Here is a 16,847-nt window from a genome sequence, read left to right as displayed (position 1 = left end):
TAAACAAGAATAAACTGAAGCTATGAAAAAATACACGTTGCTAATCGTGCAATCACGGATAATAAACCTTTGATAATAGGAAGATGTAAAGATGGCTAATGCGAGCACTACGAACAATAAAAATACGCGTCCTCTTACCATCGTTGCTGATAGCAATATTGCCAGCCTTGATGAATTTTTTAATGCGTTCACGCTTGGGCAAGACTCTCAGCGTTCGCAGCGTCCGGTAAATATTATTGCCGTTGCTGGACGCGATATCAATGATCAGCTGCTTGCAGAATATCAGCCTGACGTGCTATTGATACGCTCGGTGACGCCAGTTGGCGAGGCGCTATTGGCAGACAATAACAGCGTTCAGTTCGTGGGTTCGGCGACTATTGGCACTGATCATGTCGATCAGGATTATTTGGCAACGCGCAACATTACCTTTGCCAATGCCGCAGGCTGCAGTAAGCATTCGGTTGCCCAGTATGTGTTAACGGCTATCTTAACCTTGCGGCCGCAATATTGGCAGCCATCAACGCCGCCATTAACGTTGGGCATTATCGGGCTGGGCAATATTGGTAGCACCCTTGCGCAATACGCTTATGATTTGGGCTGGCAGGTGTTGGGATATGATCCGCTATTGCCGGCGTCAAACATCAATAACGCCAGCTTTGCGCAGGTGCTTAGCCAAAGTAATGTGATTAGCTTACATGTGCCGTTGACCGATAAAAAACATAGTACTAATGCTAGCGGCAGCGATTATCCAACGCGGCATTTAATCGATAAAAAGGCATTAGAGGCGATGCCATCAGACACTTTGCTCATCAATAGCGCGCGCGGGCCCGTCATTAGTGCGCACGATTTAGAGGCAAATATTGCGCGTACTGGACGGCAAGTGGTGCTCGATGTGTTTGAGCATGAGCCAAAGATTGCTGAAAGCTTATTATCTAAACTTGCTATTGCCACCCCGCATATCGCGGGCTACACGCTAGAGGGTAAGCTGCGCGGTACGCAAATGATTTATGATGCGCTTTGTGAGGACTTGGCGGTAACCCCTGTGCAAACCATGCATCAATTACTACCGCTAAATATGTTTTTATGGTCTGAGCTAAAGGCGCATCCAGAGAGACTGGTGAAGTTTTATGACATCATGGCAGATGATGCTTCGCTACGAGACAAGTTAGCGGATGGGCAAGTAAGTGGCGCCGACTTTGATCAGTTGCGCCGAGAATATCATCTGCGCCGCGAATGGCAGTTTTAAAAGATAAAGTTGGTTCGAAATAAAATTCATCCCAGTCACCCTGCTCGGTCTTATAGTGAGCCTAATATAGTCAGCTTTAAAACTCAAAATATCGCTTCAAAATTCATTTTTCAAATTACAGTAAATAATAATGACCCAAGCAAATAATCTTTCTTTTAATCCCAGCTATGCGCCGACGATGACAGTAGCGATGGCACAAAAGCGCGCGCAATTTATCTGTGCTATCCGGCAGTTTTTTGCCGCGCGTCAGGTGCTCGAGGTACAGACGCCATTGCTCTCACAAGCGGGTAATACCGATACCTTTTTGCAGTCAGTTGCCGCGCATCTCACTTATCAAGATAAACCTTGTACCTATTATCTGCACACATCGCCAGAGTTTGCCATGAAGCGCCTACTTGCCAGCTGGCAGGTGCCCATTTATCAGATTTGTCCGGTATTTCGTGATAATGAGATAGGCGTGCGCCATAATATTGAATTTACTATGCTTGAATGGTATCAGCCGAATTATGGCCTAGATGATATGGCGGCTGAGTTGGGCGAGCTATTGGAGGCGCTTTACGGTTATCCGATTGTGCTAAGCCACTACCGCTATGTCGATGCCTTTATGGATTTTGTTGGCATTCATCCACTGACTGCCAGCCTTGCGGCGCTACAAGCGGTGGCAGAGGATAAGGGTTTAACAGGGTTTGATTTTAATAGTGCAGAAAATGGCGCCATCAATAATGAGGATGATATTCGGCAAAGCTGGCTGGACTTATTGTTTAGTCATGCGGTCGAGCCAAACTTGGGTCACGATTTGCCAACATTAATTATAGAATATCCGCCCGCGACCGCGGCATTAGCAAAAACGGCTGTCGATAAAGACGGTAATACGGTTGCCAAGCGCTTTGAGCTTTATATTAACGGTATCGAGATTGCCAATGCTTATGATGAGCTGGCAGATGGGCAGGCGTTAAGAGCGCGCTTTGAGCGAGACAATCAATTGCGCAAGCAGCATCACTTGCCGCAAATGCCAATCGATGAGCACTTATTAGCGGCGTCCGATGATTTAATGCCTTGTAGCGGTATCGCGGTTGGGGTTGATAGGTTGCTGATGGTTGTCACGGGCGCTAGCAGTTTAGAAGAAGTCATGCCGTTTCCAAGTGGTCTGGCTTAGTTTAGTTGCTTGCCTGCTACTAGATTTTGACGTATAGTCAAAATATCCTAAAAACGCTACGGTATTGCTGATATCAATTTTTTGTAGCCTCTGTCTGCGTAGGCACAGCAAGCAAAAAAAATTGATATCAGCAGTGCGTGATGTATCGATATTACTTTTCACTCACTATAGCTAAAAATTAGACGAAAAATTCATAAGAAAAAAGCCCGTAAACCAGACAGCTCACGCGCTTTTCTATTTCTGCGACTTTTTTCACAATGCTATAAAGCTGTACGCTGTTTACTATAGCTTTTGTGTATTACAATTTTTCGATGGCTTCTTTAATGGCAGTTTCACCGTTATGGATACTAAAGACTTTTTTACTGGTATTCTTAGCATTTAATACTGCAGCCAATGTGGTAGCGACATCTTCAATAGCGTTTTCACTCGCATTGTCATCGTTAATGGTGATTTTGCCCGTACCTGCACGCTCTTTTAAGGCGCCTGCTTGAACGATAGTGTAATCAAGGCTGCTGTTCTTAACCAACCACTGATCGGCGTAGTGTTTGCAAATATAGTATTCTTTTAAATCCGCAATACCAGGGTTTTCCCACTTGCTAGTGTCTAAAGAAAATACCGTGCTTAGCATGATATAGCGTTTGATGCCTTTATCTTCTACGGCTTGCATGGTTTTAACCGCGCCATGTAAGTCGACTTCTAAAATATCTTTGCCGCCAGAGCCAGCAACAAAATAAACCGCATCGATATCTTGCTCGATTTGTTGTTGAATAGCGTCTTTGTCAGCCGTAATGTCTAAATCTAACTGACTATAATTGTCCTCGCTAAACAGTTTGTTATCTTGACGGGTTGTGCCTATCACTTGATGGTTATCAGCTAATAATTGTTTAACCAAATCAGAACCCACTCGGCCGCTGGCGCCTATCACTAAAATTTTCATTATTATTCCTATTCTTATATATGTTATGGTTTTTTAAAACTTACTGCTCAAAAACTGATCGTTCTAGAACTTGTGGTTTTAAAAGCTGCCTATAGCGTAACAAGAATGGCTGGCATACTTGGTTATGAAGCGTGCCAATTGCATAGTATTTGGTTATGGCGTGTATACCCTTTGCAAGGTTGCCGTTTATAAAGTCTTTAGAAATAAAAATAAGAGATTTATAAAAAAGTTAGAAAGTTAGTTATCAGCTTAATAAGTGAGCGATTAACGAACCAAGCAATTAACGAACCAAGCGATTAAGACCGTCGGCAAAGGCTTTTTTATCACGGTCGCCGTACGGTTTTTGTCCGCTCATTTCTTGTAATTCAAGCACGCCCGTACCGCGCATGGTATCCATAAAATCACGCATATTAAGTTTTTGCTTGATATTATTTTTATCATAGACCACGCCGCGTGTGGTAAGCACTAAGCCGCCTTTATCTAAAATATCATTGGCTAAAGGTATATCGCTCGTAATTGCTAAATCGCCTGGCTGGATTTGCTCGACGATATAATCATCAGCCTTATCAAACCCCGAGGGCACCACGGTCATGACAAGCAGCGGTGATTTACGCAGTTTGATGGGCTGATTGGCGACAAATATCGCTGTGGTTTGTGTGCGCTCAGCGGTTTTGATAATCAAATCTTTCGCTATCAGTGGCACTGAGTCGGCATCTACCCAAATCTGCATTATTTCTGAGCCTTATCTGTATTTAATAGCGCCTCTCTCAAAGCGTCTTTTGAGCTATCTTTTACACTGCTATTAGCATCTCCTAAAGCACTATTGGGTTCAGTGCTGTTTGCTTCCTCTAGTGTTTTTGCTTGATGCTCGGTAATAGTAGGCGCTAATTTTTTATCAAGACCTACTTTATTAGGCAAGAGAGCCACCAGCTTAGCGAGGGCAGGCTCTAAATCTGCAACGTCATTTGGCATCAAGGTAATATGCGCAATCTTACGATCGTCGCGTTCGGCCTTGTGGTAGCTATGATAATGGGCGCCATCGATACTTAATACCGCGCTGATATCAGGATACTGGCCTAAAACGTTGAGCATAATCGCTGGATGAACGTTGTCGGTATCGCCCAGTGGCAGATTCACCACCGCACGAATGTGATTTTCAAACTGACTGGTGATAGCGCCTTCAATGCTCCAATGTCCAGAGTTATGGACGCGCGGGGCGATTTCATTTGCGAGCAGATAGTCGTTACCGCGAGCGTCTTTACTGACAAACAGCTCAAGCGCCATGACACCGACATATCCTAAGTGGTTCATCACCGTAGTAATCGCGTCGGTTGCTTGCTGAAATAAATGACTGGTACCAACGGCAGGCGCACGGGTTTTTGCCAAAATACCGTTGTGATGATGGTTTTCGACCAAATCATAGCAGCGCACTTGACCGTTTTGCGCGCGCACGGCAATGATAGATACTTCACGGCTAAAGTTAATAAAACCCTCAGCGATTAATGGCGCAGGCGCGGACGTCAGTGCGCCTTTACCGCTAACCGCATCTTTAAGCGCTTGCCAAGCGGCTTTGATATCGTTTTCTTCTTTGATGACAAACTGACCTTTACCGTCATAACCGCCGCGACTGGTCTTAAGGACAATCGGCAAACCTAACTCATCACAAGCCTGTGTTAATTCAGCTTCAGAACTAACCGCCATAAACGGCACGGTGGCGATATCAAGCTCATTAAACATCTGCTTTTCTTTTAAGCGGTCTTGGGCGATATCAAGGGCAATTGGTGGCGGAAACATACCTTGTTTGTTGCCAGATTTTGATAAATTAGCCAACTGCTCGACAGTCGCTGTTGGTGTGTTTTCAAACTCTAAAGTAAAGACGTCAGCTGCCGCGATAAATTCATCTAATTGCTCGCTAGAAAAAACTTTTCCATAAAGACTGGCAGGGCAGTTGGCGTTGTCCTCTAAAAACACGCACTGGTAACCGAGCGGCAGAGCAGCCTCGGCAAGCATCATACCAAGCTGACCACCGCCTAAAATACCGATGGTACGAATGGTTTGGGTAACAGGATAAGCGTTTGCGGTAGTCATGTCAGGCTCTTTACATTTAAAATGAATAAGGGGATTGATGTATGAATCTCTAAGAACACAATATTAAAAAGACAGCATTAAAAATAGGAAAAGGTGCACTGTATGCACCTTATATTTAGTAAAACTCATTTGGCTATAAATATCAAGTTTAGAACATTAATAGCAAGATTATTTATGTTAGCAATGTTTGCTAGACGTTAGCGCTAAGTCTATAGGTTTTATGGTGCAAGCCCACGGGTTTTATGAATTAATAATACCGGGCGTTGGGCTGGCAAGGATGGTATCAGTTTGCGACTGGCGTAGATTATCCAGCTTAGTGGCAAGCGCCTCATCATGCAGGGCAAGCACCTGAATGGCAAGGAGAGCGGCGTTATACGCGCCAGCAGTACCAATTGCTAAGGTGCCAACGGCCACGCCTTTGGGCATTTGTACGATAGATAGCAGACTATCCCAACCACTCAGCATCGATGATTTTACTGGAACGCCAAACACAGGCAGCGGCGTTTGGCTGGCGCACATACCGGGCAGATGCGCCGCGCCGCCAGCGCCAGCGATAATCACTTGTAAGCCGTTATCTTTAGCGCTTTTGGCATAATCAAACAATCGATCGGGCGTACGATGCGCGGATACCACTTCACAGTCAAAAGCGATATCAAAGTCAGCAAGCAACTGGGCCGCCGCGCTCATGGTGGCCCAGTCAGACTGCGAACCCATGATAATGCCAACTTTTGGCTGACCCGCAGGGGAGGTGATGGGACCGTTTTGGTCGATAGCAGCGTTTTGTTTGGCAGGGTTGTCAGTAGCGGAAGTGGTGCTCATGCTTTGATATCCTCAAAAAGACCATCATACAAAAGTTTTGCGGTCTTCGTAAAGCCAAGTTTACTGTTTCATACCAAAGCAAGCTAAATAACGCTATTTTATAGATTTTTCCTTGCGTCTTCATCATGGCGATATTGCACAAAGTTACTGGCCTTTAGTGGTAATGGCTGCTCGGTATCAAGCTGATAACAGGTCATATAGCCGCTATCCACTGCTGCTGAATAATCGGTGCAAACCACCTGTGAGCTTAATGGTTCAGGATTGCCAGTGAGCCAATAATGACCAACGAATACCGGTTTATGAGTTTTAAGAGCAAATTCAATGTTTTCGGCCATGGCATCGTTTGGAATCTGCGCAAGTCCTGACTTTGGCGCCCGAGCTATCTCATGGATAGTGCGTTTATTTAGCTCATCAAGCCACCAGCGCACGCGTACTTGCGAGCGCTCCGCACCATCTTTATCAACCATCACCAAACCATCTGGTAATGCTGTCTCCACGCCTTTTAGTACGCGCTCAAGCGCTTCATAAGCGGGGCTATGTTTTTGTGAGGTGGCAATCACCGCTTCAGGCGTTAAGCAGTTATCAGCAGTTAACAAAGGCTTTAAGACGGCCATGCTATCGACATCCCAGCAAGCGTGTACAAAACAAGCGTAATCAGTCTCAAGCCAGAGCGGAATCTCATAAAAGCGCTGTAGCCAGTATTGATGCGCCTCTGAGCCAAACGGTACTTCGGCTAAAAACGCTTCATGCTGGCGGACGTGCACATCGCTATGCGAGCGTAAATAGCGCTCAGGCTCTTTTGGGTCCGTCATGGCAAAAGCCAAGGCATTATATTCATGATTGCCCATCACCGCATCGGCAACGCCTGCATCTAGCATCGCAAACACAATCTCAAGCGTAGCAACCTGCTGCGTTCCGCGGTCAATCAAATCGCCGATAAATAGTGCCCGATGACCCGCCGGCGGTACAAAATGATTGCCGTTATGTACATAGCCCAACTGTTTTAGCAGCCCAACCAGCTTGTCTGCATAACCGTGAATATCACCGATAATATCTATAATCATAATTTTTTATCAAATGTTAAATGGTTTGTTCAATATAAATGACTAAAAATATAAAGCAACCTCGTTAACGGCAATGACCGCCCACTTATGAAAACTGCCGTCCTAAACTAAGCCTAAATTTCTACTTTTATAACTGAAATTTACGGCTATTTCTAAAACCCGGGCGATAACAATGCATTTAAAAAGTGCGGCAGTACGCGTGGTTCTAAAATAATTGTCGCAATCACTCCAAACGCGCCGCCCCACATGTGCGCCATATGATTTATGTTAGAGCCGCCGCGTTTATCGGCGTAAATACTATAAGCAACATAGGCGACGGCAAATAGTATCGCTGGTATCGGGACAATGGCAAATAGATAAATCTTTTCCCACGGCGCGAGCAAAATAAAGGCAAATAAAACCGCTGATACCCCGCCTGAAGCCCCAAGGCTTAAATAACTGGCGCTTTTTTTATTCTTAAGGTAGCTTGGAACCATTGCGATTACGATGGCCAACACATAAAAAATCACAAAACCGTAGCCGAATAAAAACGACTGATACAAGCCTTCGATAGCACGACCAAAGAAGTACAGGGTGAACATATTAAACAGCAAATGCATCGCATCGGCATGAATAAAGCCGTGCGTTACAAAGCGATCCCACTGGCCATTATTCACGGCTGGCGGATAAAATATCAGCCGATTAAACAAGGCCTTATTTTGCCATGCTAATAAACTGACAATAACGGTGATGATGATAATAAGTGTCGTGTGGTTAAGCAAAGGACAATCCTTAGGCCGAGCCTGATAGTTGGCAGTGGTAGAGCGTCGTGCTTAAAGCCCAAGTGTGTTGGCTGAATAATAACGAATAACGATGGGTTCCGATGTCTTATATAACTAATATTTATGAATTAGTCTCTATAAATGAGCATTGTCTTTATAATGATCACTACTACAGACGAATAGTGCTAAACAGTTAGAGAGTGACGTAAACACAAACATTAATAACAATACTAAAATAACAATATTAAAAGGCCGTAAACCATTAAGCGACAAAAGTATGCTTTAATAAATATTTATAGTGAATAATATAACAGGGTGCAGGAACCAGTGAGTAATACTTCGTATACTGACCGTAATGATTCACGACAAAATAATAAGTAACATTAAAAATGAGTAATGGACTGCTGCTATTCATTCAGAAACATTGCACTTACAGCGTGCACATTTAACAAAATACGGAAAGACATAAAAATACATAGAAAATAAGCAATTTATATACCAATATTGCTAAATAAACCGTTAGTTTTGTAAATGTCTTAGAGTTTACTCAGTATAAAAATAAATCACGTTATATATGGTAGATCCACTATAGAAAAATACAGCGCTACTGATAGCGTTACTGAAATAAATTTGTGCAGCCTCTGGCGTGACGAAGTTACACAGCAAGCAAGGAGAATTTACACCAGTAGCACGCCCTAAAGCCTGTACTCTTTTATTTAAGACTCACTATATTTTAAATCGTTGCCGACAGTCAGTCGCCTACAAAGGCCGTAACTTATGAATATTATCGACCAATTAGAACAGATAGTGACCCCAGCCGTTTTAGGCAGCCTTATTAATAGTGACCCTACTAATAACTACTATACCGATAGCGGTCATATTAGTGACGACTACACCAATAACGCAAGCTTCATTGATAACGGCAGCGTGTCCTATATCAGCTTATTAGAACAGCTTTATGCCATTTTGGCAGCGCGTTTGGCGTTGCCGCAAGTTTACTCGCAGCTGCTGCGTGACGATTCGCTAATCGATAACGACAATGTAGTAGAGGCGCCCTTGTTTGAACAGCTGTGGCAGGCGCCAAACGCGCGTCAAACCATTATCCAAGAGCTTGCGGCAACCCATCACGTCGCTGAGATTACTACTATGAAGCTCATCATGAATGCCGCACCGCTTGCTTATCGTGAGCTTAAGGCAATGGCAAACGGACAGTTTTTACCCGCATTTTTACAAAACGAGCAACCATCATTGCGTCATTATTTGCCGATATGGGCAGCACCTATCATTACCGTAACGCAAAACGCTACCGCGACGCAAAACACTACAGATGAATTGTTTGATTATCAAAACGCGGTAGTCAACGATGCGGCAGTCGCCGTCGCGCCTGTCTCTTTAAATAAGTATGATAGCGCTGAAGCAAGCGTGATAACTCCCACTGCAAGTGTGGCAACCGATCCTGTTAACGCCAGTCTTGATGACTCTCTTAACACGGTGAGTATAGATACAAATGCTCTAGATACAGGCGCGATTCACGTCAACCCTGCTGAGCACCATTTAGCAGAGAACCCTAGCCTAAAGCGTGAGAGAGTACGAACCCGCAACCAACGCAATGATTTATTGGTACGGGTGTTCTTATTGTTGGCGGCCATTGCAGCGATTGGCTTGGTATGGGCTTTATTAATCAAACCTAATGAGGCGCCGCCCGTAGCGCCAGTGGTCACAGATACCCCTGTTGCGCCGCCTACAGATGAGCCACCAGTGCAGGTTTTGACCCCTGCCGAGCTTATCGTTGGCGTGGATGATAGTGGTAGCTTATACACCTGTAGCGCCACCGTTGGTGACGCCGCGCTACAAAGCGCGCTGCAACAGGCACTTACGAGCAGTTTTGGTGAGCAGGCAAGTATGTGTCAATTTACAGTACAAGAGGGCGTTGCCAAAAATATTGCCAATATGCCCATTGAGGCGCTACCCAATATCTTGACATTACTAAGAGCGACACCGTTCGCCCGTCTACAGTTGCAAAATGACCGCGTGACCGTAGAAGCGCCCGATACGATGCAATTGCAAAGATTAACCACCGACATACGCACTTTAGTACCAGTGATGATGGTGGATAGTACCGCGCCACTGCCATTACCTAACAATGGCGGGAGCAGCATGGAAGCAAATAATGTGACGACGATGAATGGCGCAAACAATCAAGTTGCCACTACAGGTAACGGCGTAAACGACCCGTACGCTGCTAATAATACTAACAACAATAATAATTACCAAGCCGCTGACGATAACACGGGTGATAGCGTGGCGCCTGCACCTGCGCGTAATAATAATTTTAATAATCCACCTCTGAATAACATTCCTAGCAATAACGAACGCCTTAACAATGAGCGTTCAAACGATGTTTCGACGAGACCGTCTGGTCCTATTTCAGAATCAGAAGTGGATGACATGGCAAACAGTGTGATTGTGGCAGAGCCGGCACAAGTAAGATAAATGGCTGAGAAAATAAATCTCGCTGTTATAAAAACAACGATAAACGAAGAAAGCAAAAAGAGTGCAGTTTCATAATTTTCTATGCTCCTTTTTATTTGTAGCAAATTATCTTTAGCAAAATGAAGATAACGAAAATAAAAAGGCGCTATTTTAAGTTCATCTTACAAATGACTACTTACACTATGAAGTGTTAAGCGGTTAATTATGAATATGTTAGAGATTTGTACTTTAGATGGCTTGTCGTTACGTGTAACAAATGAAACATTACTTAACGTAGCAATTGCACAACAGCCTATTGATTGTGAACGCAGCCTTAATAATTCTATAATAATAAAAGCTGAATAACAGGGCGCTGGTATTTACGGTGCTGATTTTTATTAAAGTAGCTTTTTATTAGCGTGGCTTTTTATAAAAAGTGACTTTTTATTAAATATCAGTCATTACCTTAAGTATCAAACATCGGGGAGTAAACATCCGGTACTAAATATTAGCGTCTTATTTTCGAGAATTTATTTTTTACTAAACAAACAATGCAAAATAATGATTAATTGAGGAAGGAAACTATGGATATTATCAGTCATTTAACACGGACGGTTAGCCCAGCGGTACTAGGAGACGATCGCGATCCCGCCAAGCAAAATTTACTCGAACAGTTTTATGCCATTTTTGCGGCCCGCCTAGCAGACAACGACACCTATAATCGTTTTGCTAATGCCAATATCGCGCGTGATGATCAAGGGTTTTATGATCAAGTGTGGACCGAGAGCGCGCACCGCGACCAAATCGCACGCGAACTTGCGGGCAAACACAATGTGGATATCACTGCCACTCGGGGTTTGATTGCGATGGCCGCACCCCTTGCTTATCATGAGATAAAAAGCTTAGCAGGTACCACGCCAGTTCCGCAATTTTTGAATGACAATTTGGCCAGTTATCAGCATCATATCCCAGCATGGGCAAGTACCGTTTTGCCTGCTGGTATGATTGCCGCGGCACCGGCTGGTGCCCACGTGTCTGATACGGTCAGCACCGATCCTATCCGCCGCCAAGAAGAAGAAAAAGGCAGCTTTATGAAGGCGCTGCTACCGATTATTGGCTTGATTATTTTAGGGGCGTTGGCGTGGGCGCTGCTAAGAGGCTGCCAAGACAATCCTGAGCCGGTTGGCACGCCAGTTGCGACTGAGCAACAAGCCGTCAATGATGATGGCCAAACCGCGGTTGCGGCTGCTATAGAACCCGCTTCTTTACGTATTGCGACCGGTGAAAATAATGAATTGTATGCTTGCCGCATGAATGTCGGTAATGAGACGCTACAGGGCAATGTTATGGATGCCTTGACCGCGTCATTTGGAGATGAGGCCAATAAATGCCGCGCCGATGTCGATGATAACTTCTCGATAGATATGCCTGCTGCCGCTCAGCTTTCTTCTATTTTACCCATCGTTAAAAACATACCAAATGCCAGTATGCTGATTAAAGGCGACACTATCACTGTAAATGCTCCCGATGCTGCGGCATTAGATAAACTGGTTGCTGACTTACAAGCAGCAGCACCAGCGATGACCGTGCAAGCAGAAGGTCCGCTCGATGAGCAAAGCGAGATTGATCGCAGCTTAGCAGCATCGCAAACGGCGATGGCCAATCTTGGTGAGCATCCAGATCCTCGCGATGTAGCGCGTGCGTTAAGTCTACAAGTGGTGAATTTTGAAGTGGATAAAGCTGTTATTCCAGAGGCTAATAAGCCGTTGTTAGACAACGCCGTTCAAATTATGGAACAAGTGCCAGATATGAAGCTCATGATTATCGGCCATACCGACAAAACGGCCGATGCAGCTTATAATATGAAACTGTCACAAGAGCGCGCGCAGTCGATGAAAGATTATTTGGTTGCTCAAGGTGCCGATCCAAGTAAGCTGATGACCAAAGGTATGGGTGAGACAGATCCGATTGCTGATAACGCTACTGAGCAAGGTCGTTTCCGTAACCGCCGTATTGAGTTTGTCGTATATGATGAAACGACAATGGCCAACGATGGTATGGCGATTAGCAACAATGCGCTTGATCCGGATTTAAACCCACTAGACAATAATAACGATGATGTCATGCCTGATGGTGATGACCGTACTGGGAACAATTTACCTACACCTAAAAGTTCGATACCAACACCAAATAGTAGACCTATCGACCCTGACTTAAATCCATTGGACCGTAACAATGATGACATGTTGCCGGATGGCGATGACGCTAGCCGTGGTAGCGCGCTAGACCCAAAAGCCAGTAATTAATACGAGATTTTACTGACTTATAGCGAGTAAGTTTTAAATGAAGTATCAGTGACAAGAAAACCGCATCTTAATAAAGGTGCGGTTTTTATTCTTCTGCGGTTTTTATTTTTCTGCGGTTTTTATTCTCCTAAAACGGCTTGGCTACTATAAACTCATCATTTATAAGCAGTAGGGTCTTTTAACGCGGTTTGTGTTTTTGTCTGATCCGCAAAAAAGGTCTGTAAGATATTATCTTTTGCTTGCTGCCAATAATCAAACTGCTGGCACGTCGATTCAAGGTCGCCTTGCCAAACAGGGATCTGTCCGCGCATGGTTTTGATGCGTTTTTGGTTGGGATAGGGCAGCTCTTGTGCCGCTTTAGCCGCTTCGTGCGCTGCAACGCGATCGTTACAGACCAAGGCAATATCGCAGCCAGCTTCAATCGCTGCTTTGACGCGGGCGCTGACATCGCCCGCAGCTTGCGCGCCTGCCATCGATAAATCATCAGAAAATAAAACCCCATCAAAATTTAGCTGCTTGCGAATAATGTCCTTGAGCCAAATTTTTGAAAATCCGGCGGGTTTATTATCGACTTGTGAGAAAATCACATGCGCGGGCATTAAGGCATCAAGCCAAGGCAGGGTCTGCGTAAAAGGCTGCATGTCGCTATTGATAATTTCCTCTAAGCTGCGAGTATCGATGGCTTCTGCCACGTGCGAGTCAGGCGCAACAGCGCCGTGACCGGGGAAGTGCTTACCCGTGGTTGCCATTCCCGCCGCTTTCATGCCGTGCATAAATTGGCTTGCCAAAGCGATAATGGCTTGCGGCTTATGATGAAAACTGCGATCGCCAATCACTTGGCTGATACCGCCTCTATCGAGTACGGGCGCAAAGCTCAAATCAATGCCGACCGCCAACACTTCTGCTGCCATCAAATAACCACAATCGTAAGCAAGGCTCAGGGCGCGGCTGGGGTCTTCATTAAATAACTCGCCGAGGCGTCCCATCGCTGGCAGCGGCGTAAAACCTTGTCGCAATCTGGCAACGCGGCCGCCTTCTTGGTCAACGCCAATCAATAAATCGGCATTGTGCTGGCGTATGTCGTCACACAAGGTTCGCACTTGTGCTGCATCTGCCACATTACGGGCGAATAATATGACCCCGCCCACCTGTGCTTGTTTGATTAAACTGACATCTTCAGCGGTCAGGGCGGTACTATCAATATCAATCATTAAGACGCCATACATTGCGTAATCCTTATCAGGCTATACAGTTATTTTTACCATTATGGTTTTTGGCGCTATCAATCGCCATTTTGCATTATATTATGACAGTTATTACAAGATGAGCATAATAGCGGCTTAACTGGTTTAAATAAGGTAAATTTAAACGCTTGATTTGGCCGAGCTGTTGAAGACTGATGAAATAGCGTATCCAAGATATTTTTTAAAACGTTTAGAAGTAGGACGATAAAACACATTAACCTCGTGTGTAAGATTGTTTATACAGTTTGAGACAGTGGCTTATTTATAGCTGTGCTAGTATTGACTGATTTTTTAACGACAAAACTAAAATAATTATCATGTATCTGCGTGCTTTTAATGCTAGCGTAATGCATGGTTTAATGGTAAATATAATAGAATGAAAAACCGCTGAATTTTGTAGATAATAGTCTATTAGACGACCTTTATTAGCAATAACAATTGAGCAAGTTTGCATATTTTTAACTGAAAATAATTAGGTATATATGATGAAAAAACAACCAGCACAGTGGTTACTCAGTGCAGCGTCAGTGGGCGTCGCTGGTCTTATTCTTACTCAAAGCTATGGCACCGCAGTGGCTGATAGCAATACTGCAGGCTTTAAAGCGACCCCTGAGCAACAGGTCACCACCCGCCAAGTAGCCGCCTTGCTGGATCGTAGCCACTATCTTAATAAGCCACTCGATAGCGCAACGGGTAGCGAGATTTTGTCTATGTATATTGATACTCTTGACCCAAACCATACGTTATTTTTGCAATCTGATGTCGATGAGTTTAAGAAAAAATATGCCGATGAGTTTGCCGCTCGCTTAAAACGCGGCGACTTGTCCGCTGGGGTAGAGGTCTTTGAGCGCTACCGTAAGCGCTCTAATGAATATTTTGCCATGGCAAAAAAGCTGCTAAAGACAGATCTTGATTTGACCAGTAAAGAGAGCATCGTCCTCGACCGTGAAAAGCTCAATCATTTTAAAACCAAAAAAGAGCAGCGCGATTATTGGACGCGTCAGCTGAAGTTTCAGCTAATGAGCATTACTCTAGGTCAAGAAGACGAGAAAGCAAAAGAGAAAGTGTTTTTAAGCAATCCTGATATCACGCGCGGGCAAGACTTGGTGCGTAATGACGAGCGCACGCCGAGCGAGATTTTGCTCAATCGCTTATCGCGTCAGCAAGAACAGCTTGCCCGTCTAAAAGACGATGAAATCATGGAAACCATCTTGAATACGGCGATGCTCACTTATGACCCGCACAGTAATTATTATGCGCCGATTCAAGCCAATGAGCTGCAAATTCAATCAAGCTTACAGTTAGAAGGGATTGGGGTTTCTATCCGTCCTGACCGTAAAAACCCAGATTATACCCGCATTGTCACCTTGGTAGATGGCGGTCCAGCGGCAAAATCTGGCCAAATTAAACCCAATGATTTGATTATCGGTATCGCCAAAGACGGCGAAACTATGGTTGATGTGGTGGGCTGGTCAACGCGAGAAATTGTCGGTCTGATTCGCGGCAAACGCGGCACACCGGTGACCATTAAAGTACGTCAACCAAATGCCCCTGATGCTAGTGCCCGTAATGTAACCGTGGTGCGCGATATTATCCAGCAAGAAGAGTCCGGCGTCAGGCAGCGCGTCATCGAAGTACAGCGCCCCAACATTGATAAAACGCCGAAACGTATTGGCGTACTTGAAATACCAAGCTTTTATTTAAACTACCGCGCCCGCCGCAATGGCGAAGAGTACCGTAGCGTCAGTATTGATACCGAAAAAGCCCTTAAAGCGCTCAATAAAGAAAATATCGACGGTTTGGTGGTAGATTTACGTAATAACCCAGGCGGCTCGCTCGATGAGGTTGCCAAGATGCTCGGCTTCTTTATCAAGAGCGGCCCACTGGTGCAAATTCGCGACAATCGCGGCAACATTCAGGTCTACCGTGATGACGATGGCGGTGAGCAACTTTATGATGGCAAGATGGTTGTTCTTACCAATCTTGCCTCGGCGTCTGCCAGCGAGATTTTTGCCGCCGCAATTCAGGATTATGGTCGCGGCTTAGTGGTCGGTAGCACAACAACTGGTAAAGGCTCAGCGCAAATTCAATTAGACAGTTTGGCTTTGGGGACGGCAACCCTAACGCAGCGTAAGTTCTACCGCGTCACTGGCGGCAGTACGCAAAATAAAGGCGTGGTGCCTGATGTCGAATTGGTTAACATTTACGATGATGCAACCTTTGGTGAGCGCGCCCAGAAAAACGCCTTACCGTGGGACACCATAAAAACCGCGCCTTATAAACCTGAAGGCAAGTTTTCGGACAGTACGCTAGCGACGCTAAATCAGCAATCAAAAATCCGGCAGCAGACAAATCCGCAGTTTGTTTATCTATCAACGCTAAACGATATTCGTAATATGGAAGATGAGAAAAAACCGATTCCTCTTGATATCAATAGCCGCCGCGCCAAAATGCAGCTGATAGAAAAACGCTCACTGGAAGCTGAAAATAAGCGCCTTATCGCAACGGGTGAGCGTCCTTATGCCAATTGGAATACCTACCAAGCCGCAATGGATGCAAAATTTGAAGAGCGCAGTCAGATGAAAGAAAGTGAGCGCCCTGAGCTACCTGAAGACGAAGCCTTTATTAAAGAAGCGGCGTATATTATGCTTAGCGCCGAGGCAGAAGTGCAGGCCAGTCCAGAAGAAAAGCTATAGAAATTTCAATTTTCAAAGCGTCGCTATCGTCATTAAAAATGCGTGTAAGCATATGCTT

13 protein-coding genes are annotated in these 16,847 nt (G+C 44.9%); 6 read left to right on the top strand and 7 right to left on the bottom strand.

Annotation, left to right across the window (positions count from 1 at the left end):
* Positions 1 to 91: 91 nt before the first annotated feature.
* Both B4240_RS07335 and epmA read left to right on the top strand, forming a co-directional pair.
* Positions 92 to 1,246, top strand: coding sequence for a 4-phosphoerythronate dehydrogenase (locus B4240_RS07335; RefSeq protein WP_296237903.1), 1,155 nt, complete (start codon positions 92 to 94; stop codon positions 1,244 to 1,246).
* Positions 1,247 to 1,376: 130 nt separating this feature from the next.
* A complete protein-coding gene (gene epmA, locus B4240_RS07330; RefSeq protein ID WP_296237901.1) occupies positions 1,377 to 2,402 on the top strand; it encodes an EF-P lysine aminoacylase EpmA in 1,026 nt (341 codons plus the stop codon).
* A gap of 298 nt (positions 2,403 to 2,700) precedes the next feature.
* Here epmA and B4240_RS07325 read toward each other — a convergent pair whose 3' ends face one another.
* The 6 genes from B4240_RS07325 to B4240_RS07300 all read right to left on the bottom strand — a co-directional run bounded on the left by B4240_RS07325 (position 2,701) and on the right by B4240_RS07300 (position 8,071).
* Positions 2,701 to 3,339, bottom strand: coding sequence for an NAD(P)H-binding protein (locus tag B4240_RS07325; RefSeq protein WP_296237899.1), 639 nt, complete (start codon positions 3,337 to 3,339; stop codon positions 2,701 to 2,703).
* Positions 3,340 to 3,619: 280 nt separating this feature from the next.
* Positions 3,620 to 4,069: a YaiI/YqxD family protein gene (locus B4240_RS07320; RefSeq protein WP_296237897.1), complete on the bottom strand. Its 450-nt coding sequence runs from the start codon at positions 4,067 to 4,069 to the stop codon at positions 3,620 to 3,622.
* Positions 4,069 to 5,427 carry a 5-(carboxyamino)imidazole ribonucleotide synthase gene (locus B4240_RS07315; RefSeq protein WP_296237896.1) on the bottom strand — a complete coding sequence of 453 codons (1,359 nt, stop codon included), beginning with the start codon at positions 5,425 to 5,427 and terminating at the stop codon, positions 4,069 to 4,071. The genes B4240_RS07320 and B4240_RS07315 overlap by 1 nt, the downstream gene beginning before the upstream one ends.
* A 240-nt stretch (positions 5,428 to 5,667) precedes the next feature.
* On the bottom strand, positions 5,668 to 6,246 hold the full coding sequence (purE, locus tag B4240_RS07310; protein ID WP_296237894.1) for a 5-(carboxyamino)imidazole ribonucleotide mutase: 579 nt from the start codon (positions 6,244 to 6,246) through the stop codon (positions 5,668 to 5,670).
* Between the two features lie 98 nt (positions 6,247 to 6,344).
* Positions 6,345 to 7,310, bottom strand: a complete 966-nt coding sequence (locus B4240_RS07305) for a metallophosphoesterase (RefSeq protein WP_296237892.1) — start codon at positions 7,308 to 7,310, stop codon at positions 6,345 to 6,347.
* Between the two features lie 152 nt (positions 7,311 to 7,462).
* A complete protein-coding gene (locus B4240_RS07300; RefSeq protein WP_296237890.1) occupies positions 7,463 to 8,071 on the bottom strand; it encodes a rhomboid family intramembrane serine protease in 609 nt (202 codons plus the stop codon).
* Positions 8,072 to 8,848: 777 nt separating this feature from the next.
* Between B4240_RS07300 and B4240_RS07295 the strand changes: the two genes are divergently transcribed.
* From B4240_RS07295 to B4240_RS07285, 3 genes are all read left to right on the top strand, one after another.
* Positions 8,849 to 10,564, top strand: coding sequence for a hypothetical protein (locus tag B4240_RS07295; RefSeq protein WP_296237889.1), 1,716 nt, complete (start codon positions 8,849 to 8,851; stop codon positions 10,562 to 10,564).
* Positions 10,565 to 10,768: 204 nt separating this feature from the next.
* Positions 10,769 to 10,909 carry a hypothetical protein gene (locus B4240_RS07290; RefSeq protein WP_296237887.1) on the top strand — a complete coding sequence of 47 codons (141 nt, stop codon included), beginning with the start codon at positions 10,769 to 10,771 and terminating at the stop codon, positions 10,907 to 10,909.
* A 218-nt stretch (positions 10,910 to 11,127) separates the two neighbouring features.
* Entirely contained in the window at positions 11,128 to 12,849 is a 1,722-nt protein-coding gene (locus B4240_RS07285; protein WP_296237885.1) for an OmpA family protein, read from the top strand.
* Between the two features lie 155 nt (positions 12,850 to 13,004).
* Here the strand turns inward: B4240_RS07285 and nagZ are convergent, their stop codons facing one another.
* Positions 13,005 to 14,075, bottom strand: coding sequence for a beta-N-acetylhexosaminidase (nagZ, locus tag B4240_RS07280; protein ID WP_296237883.1), 1,071 nt, complete (start codon positions 14,073 to 14,075; stop codon positions 13,005 to 13,007).
* A 503-nt stretch (positions 14,076 to 14,578) separates the two neighbouring features.
* On the opposite strand from nagZ, the gene B4240_RS07275 reads away from it, so the two are divergent.
* Positions 14,579 to 16,789, top strand: a complete 2,211-nt coding sequence (locus tag B4240_RS07275) for a carboxy terminal-processing peptidase (protein WP_296237881.1) — start codon at positions 14,579 to 14,581, stop codon at positions 16,787 to 16,789.
* The last annotated feature ends 58 nt before the right edge of the window (positions 16,790 to 16,847 follow it).

This window comes from Psychrobacter sp. UBA5136, assembly GCF_002414005.1.
GTDB lineage: Bacteria > Pseudomonadota > Gammaproteobacteria > Pseudomonadales > Moraxellaceae > Psychrobacter.
Note: the sequence above shows the minus strand (reverse complement) of the source record. Positions and strands in the feature narration are given on the sequence as shown.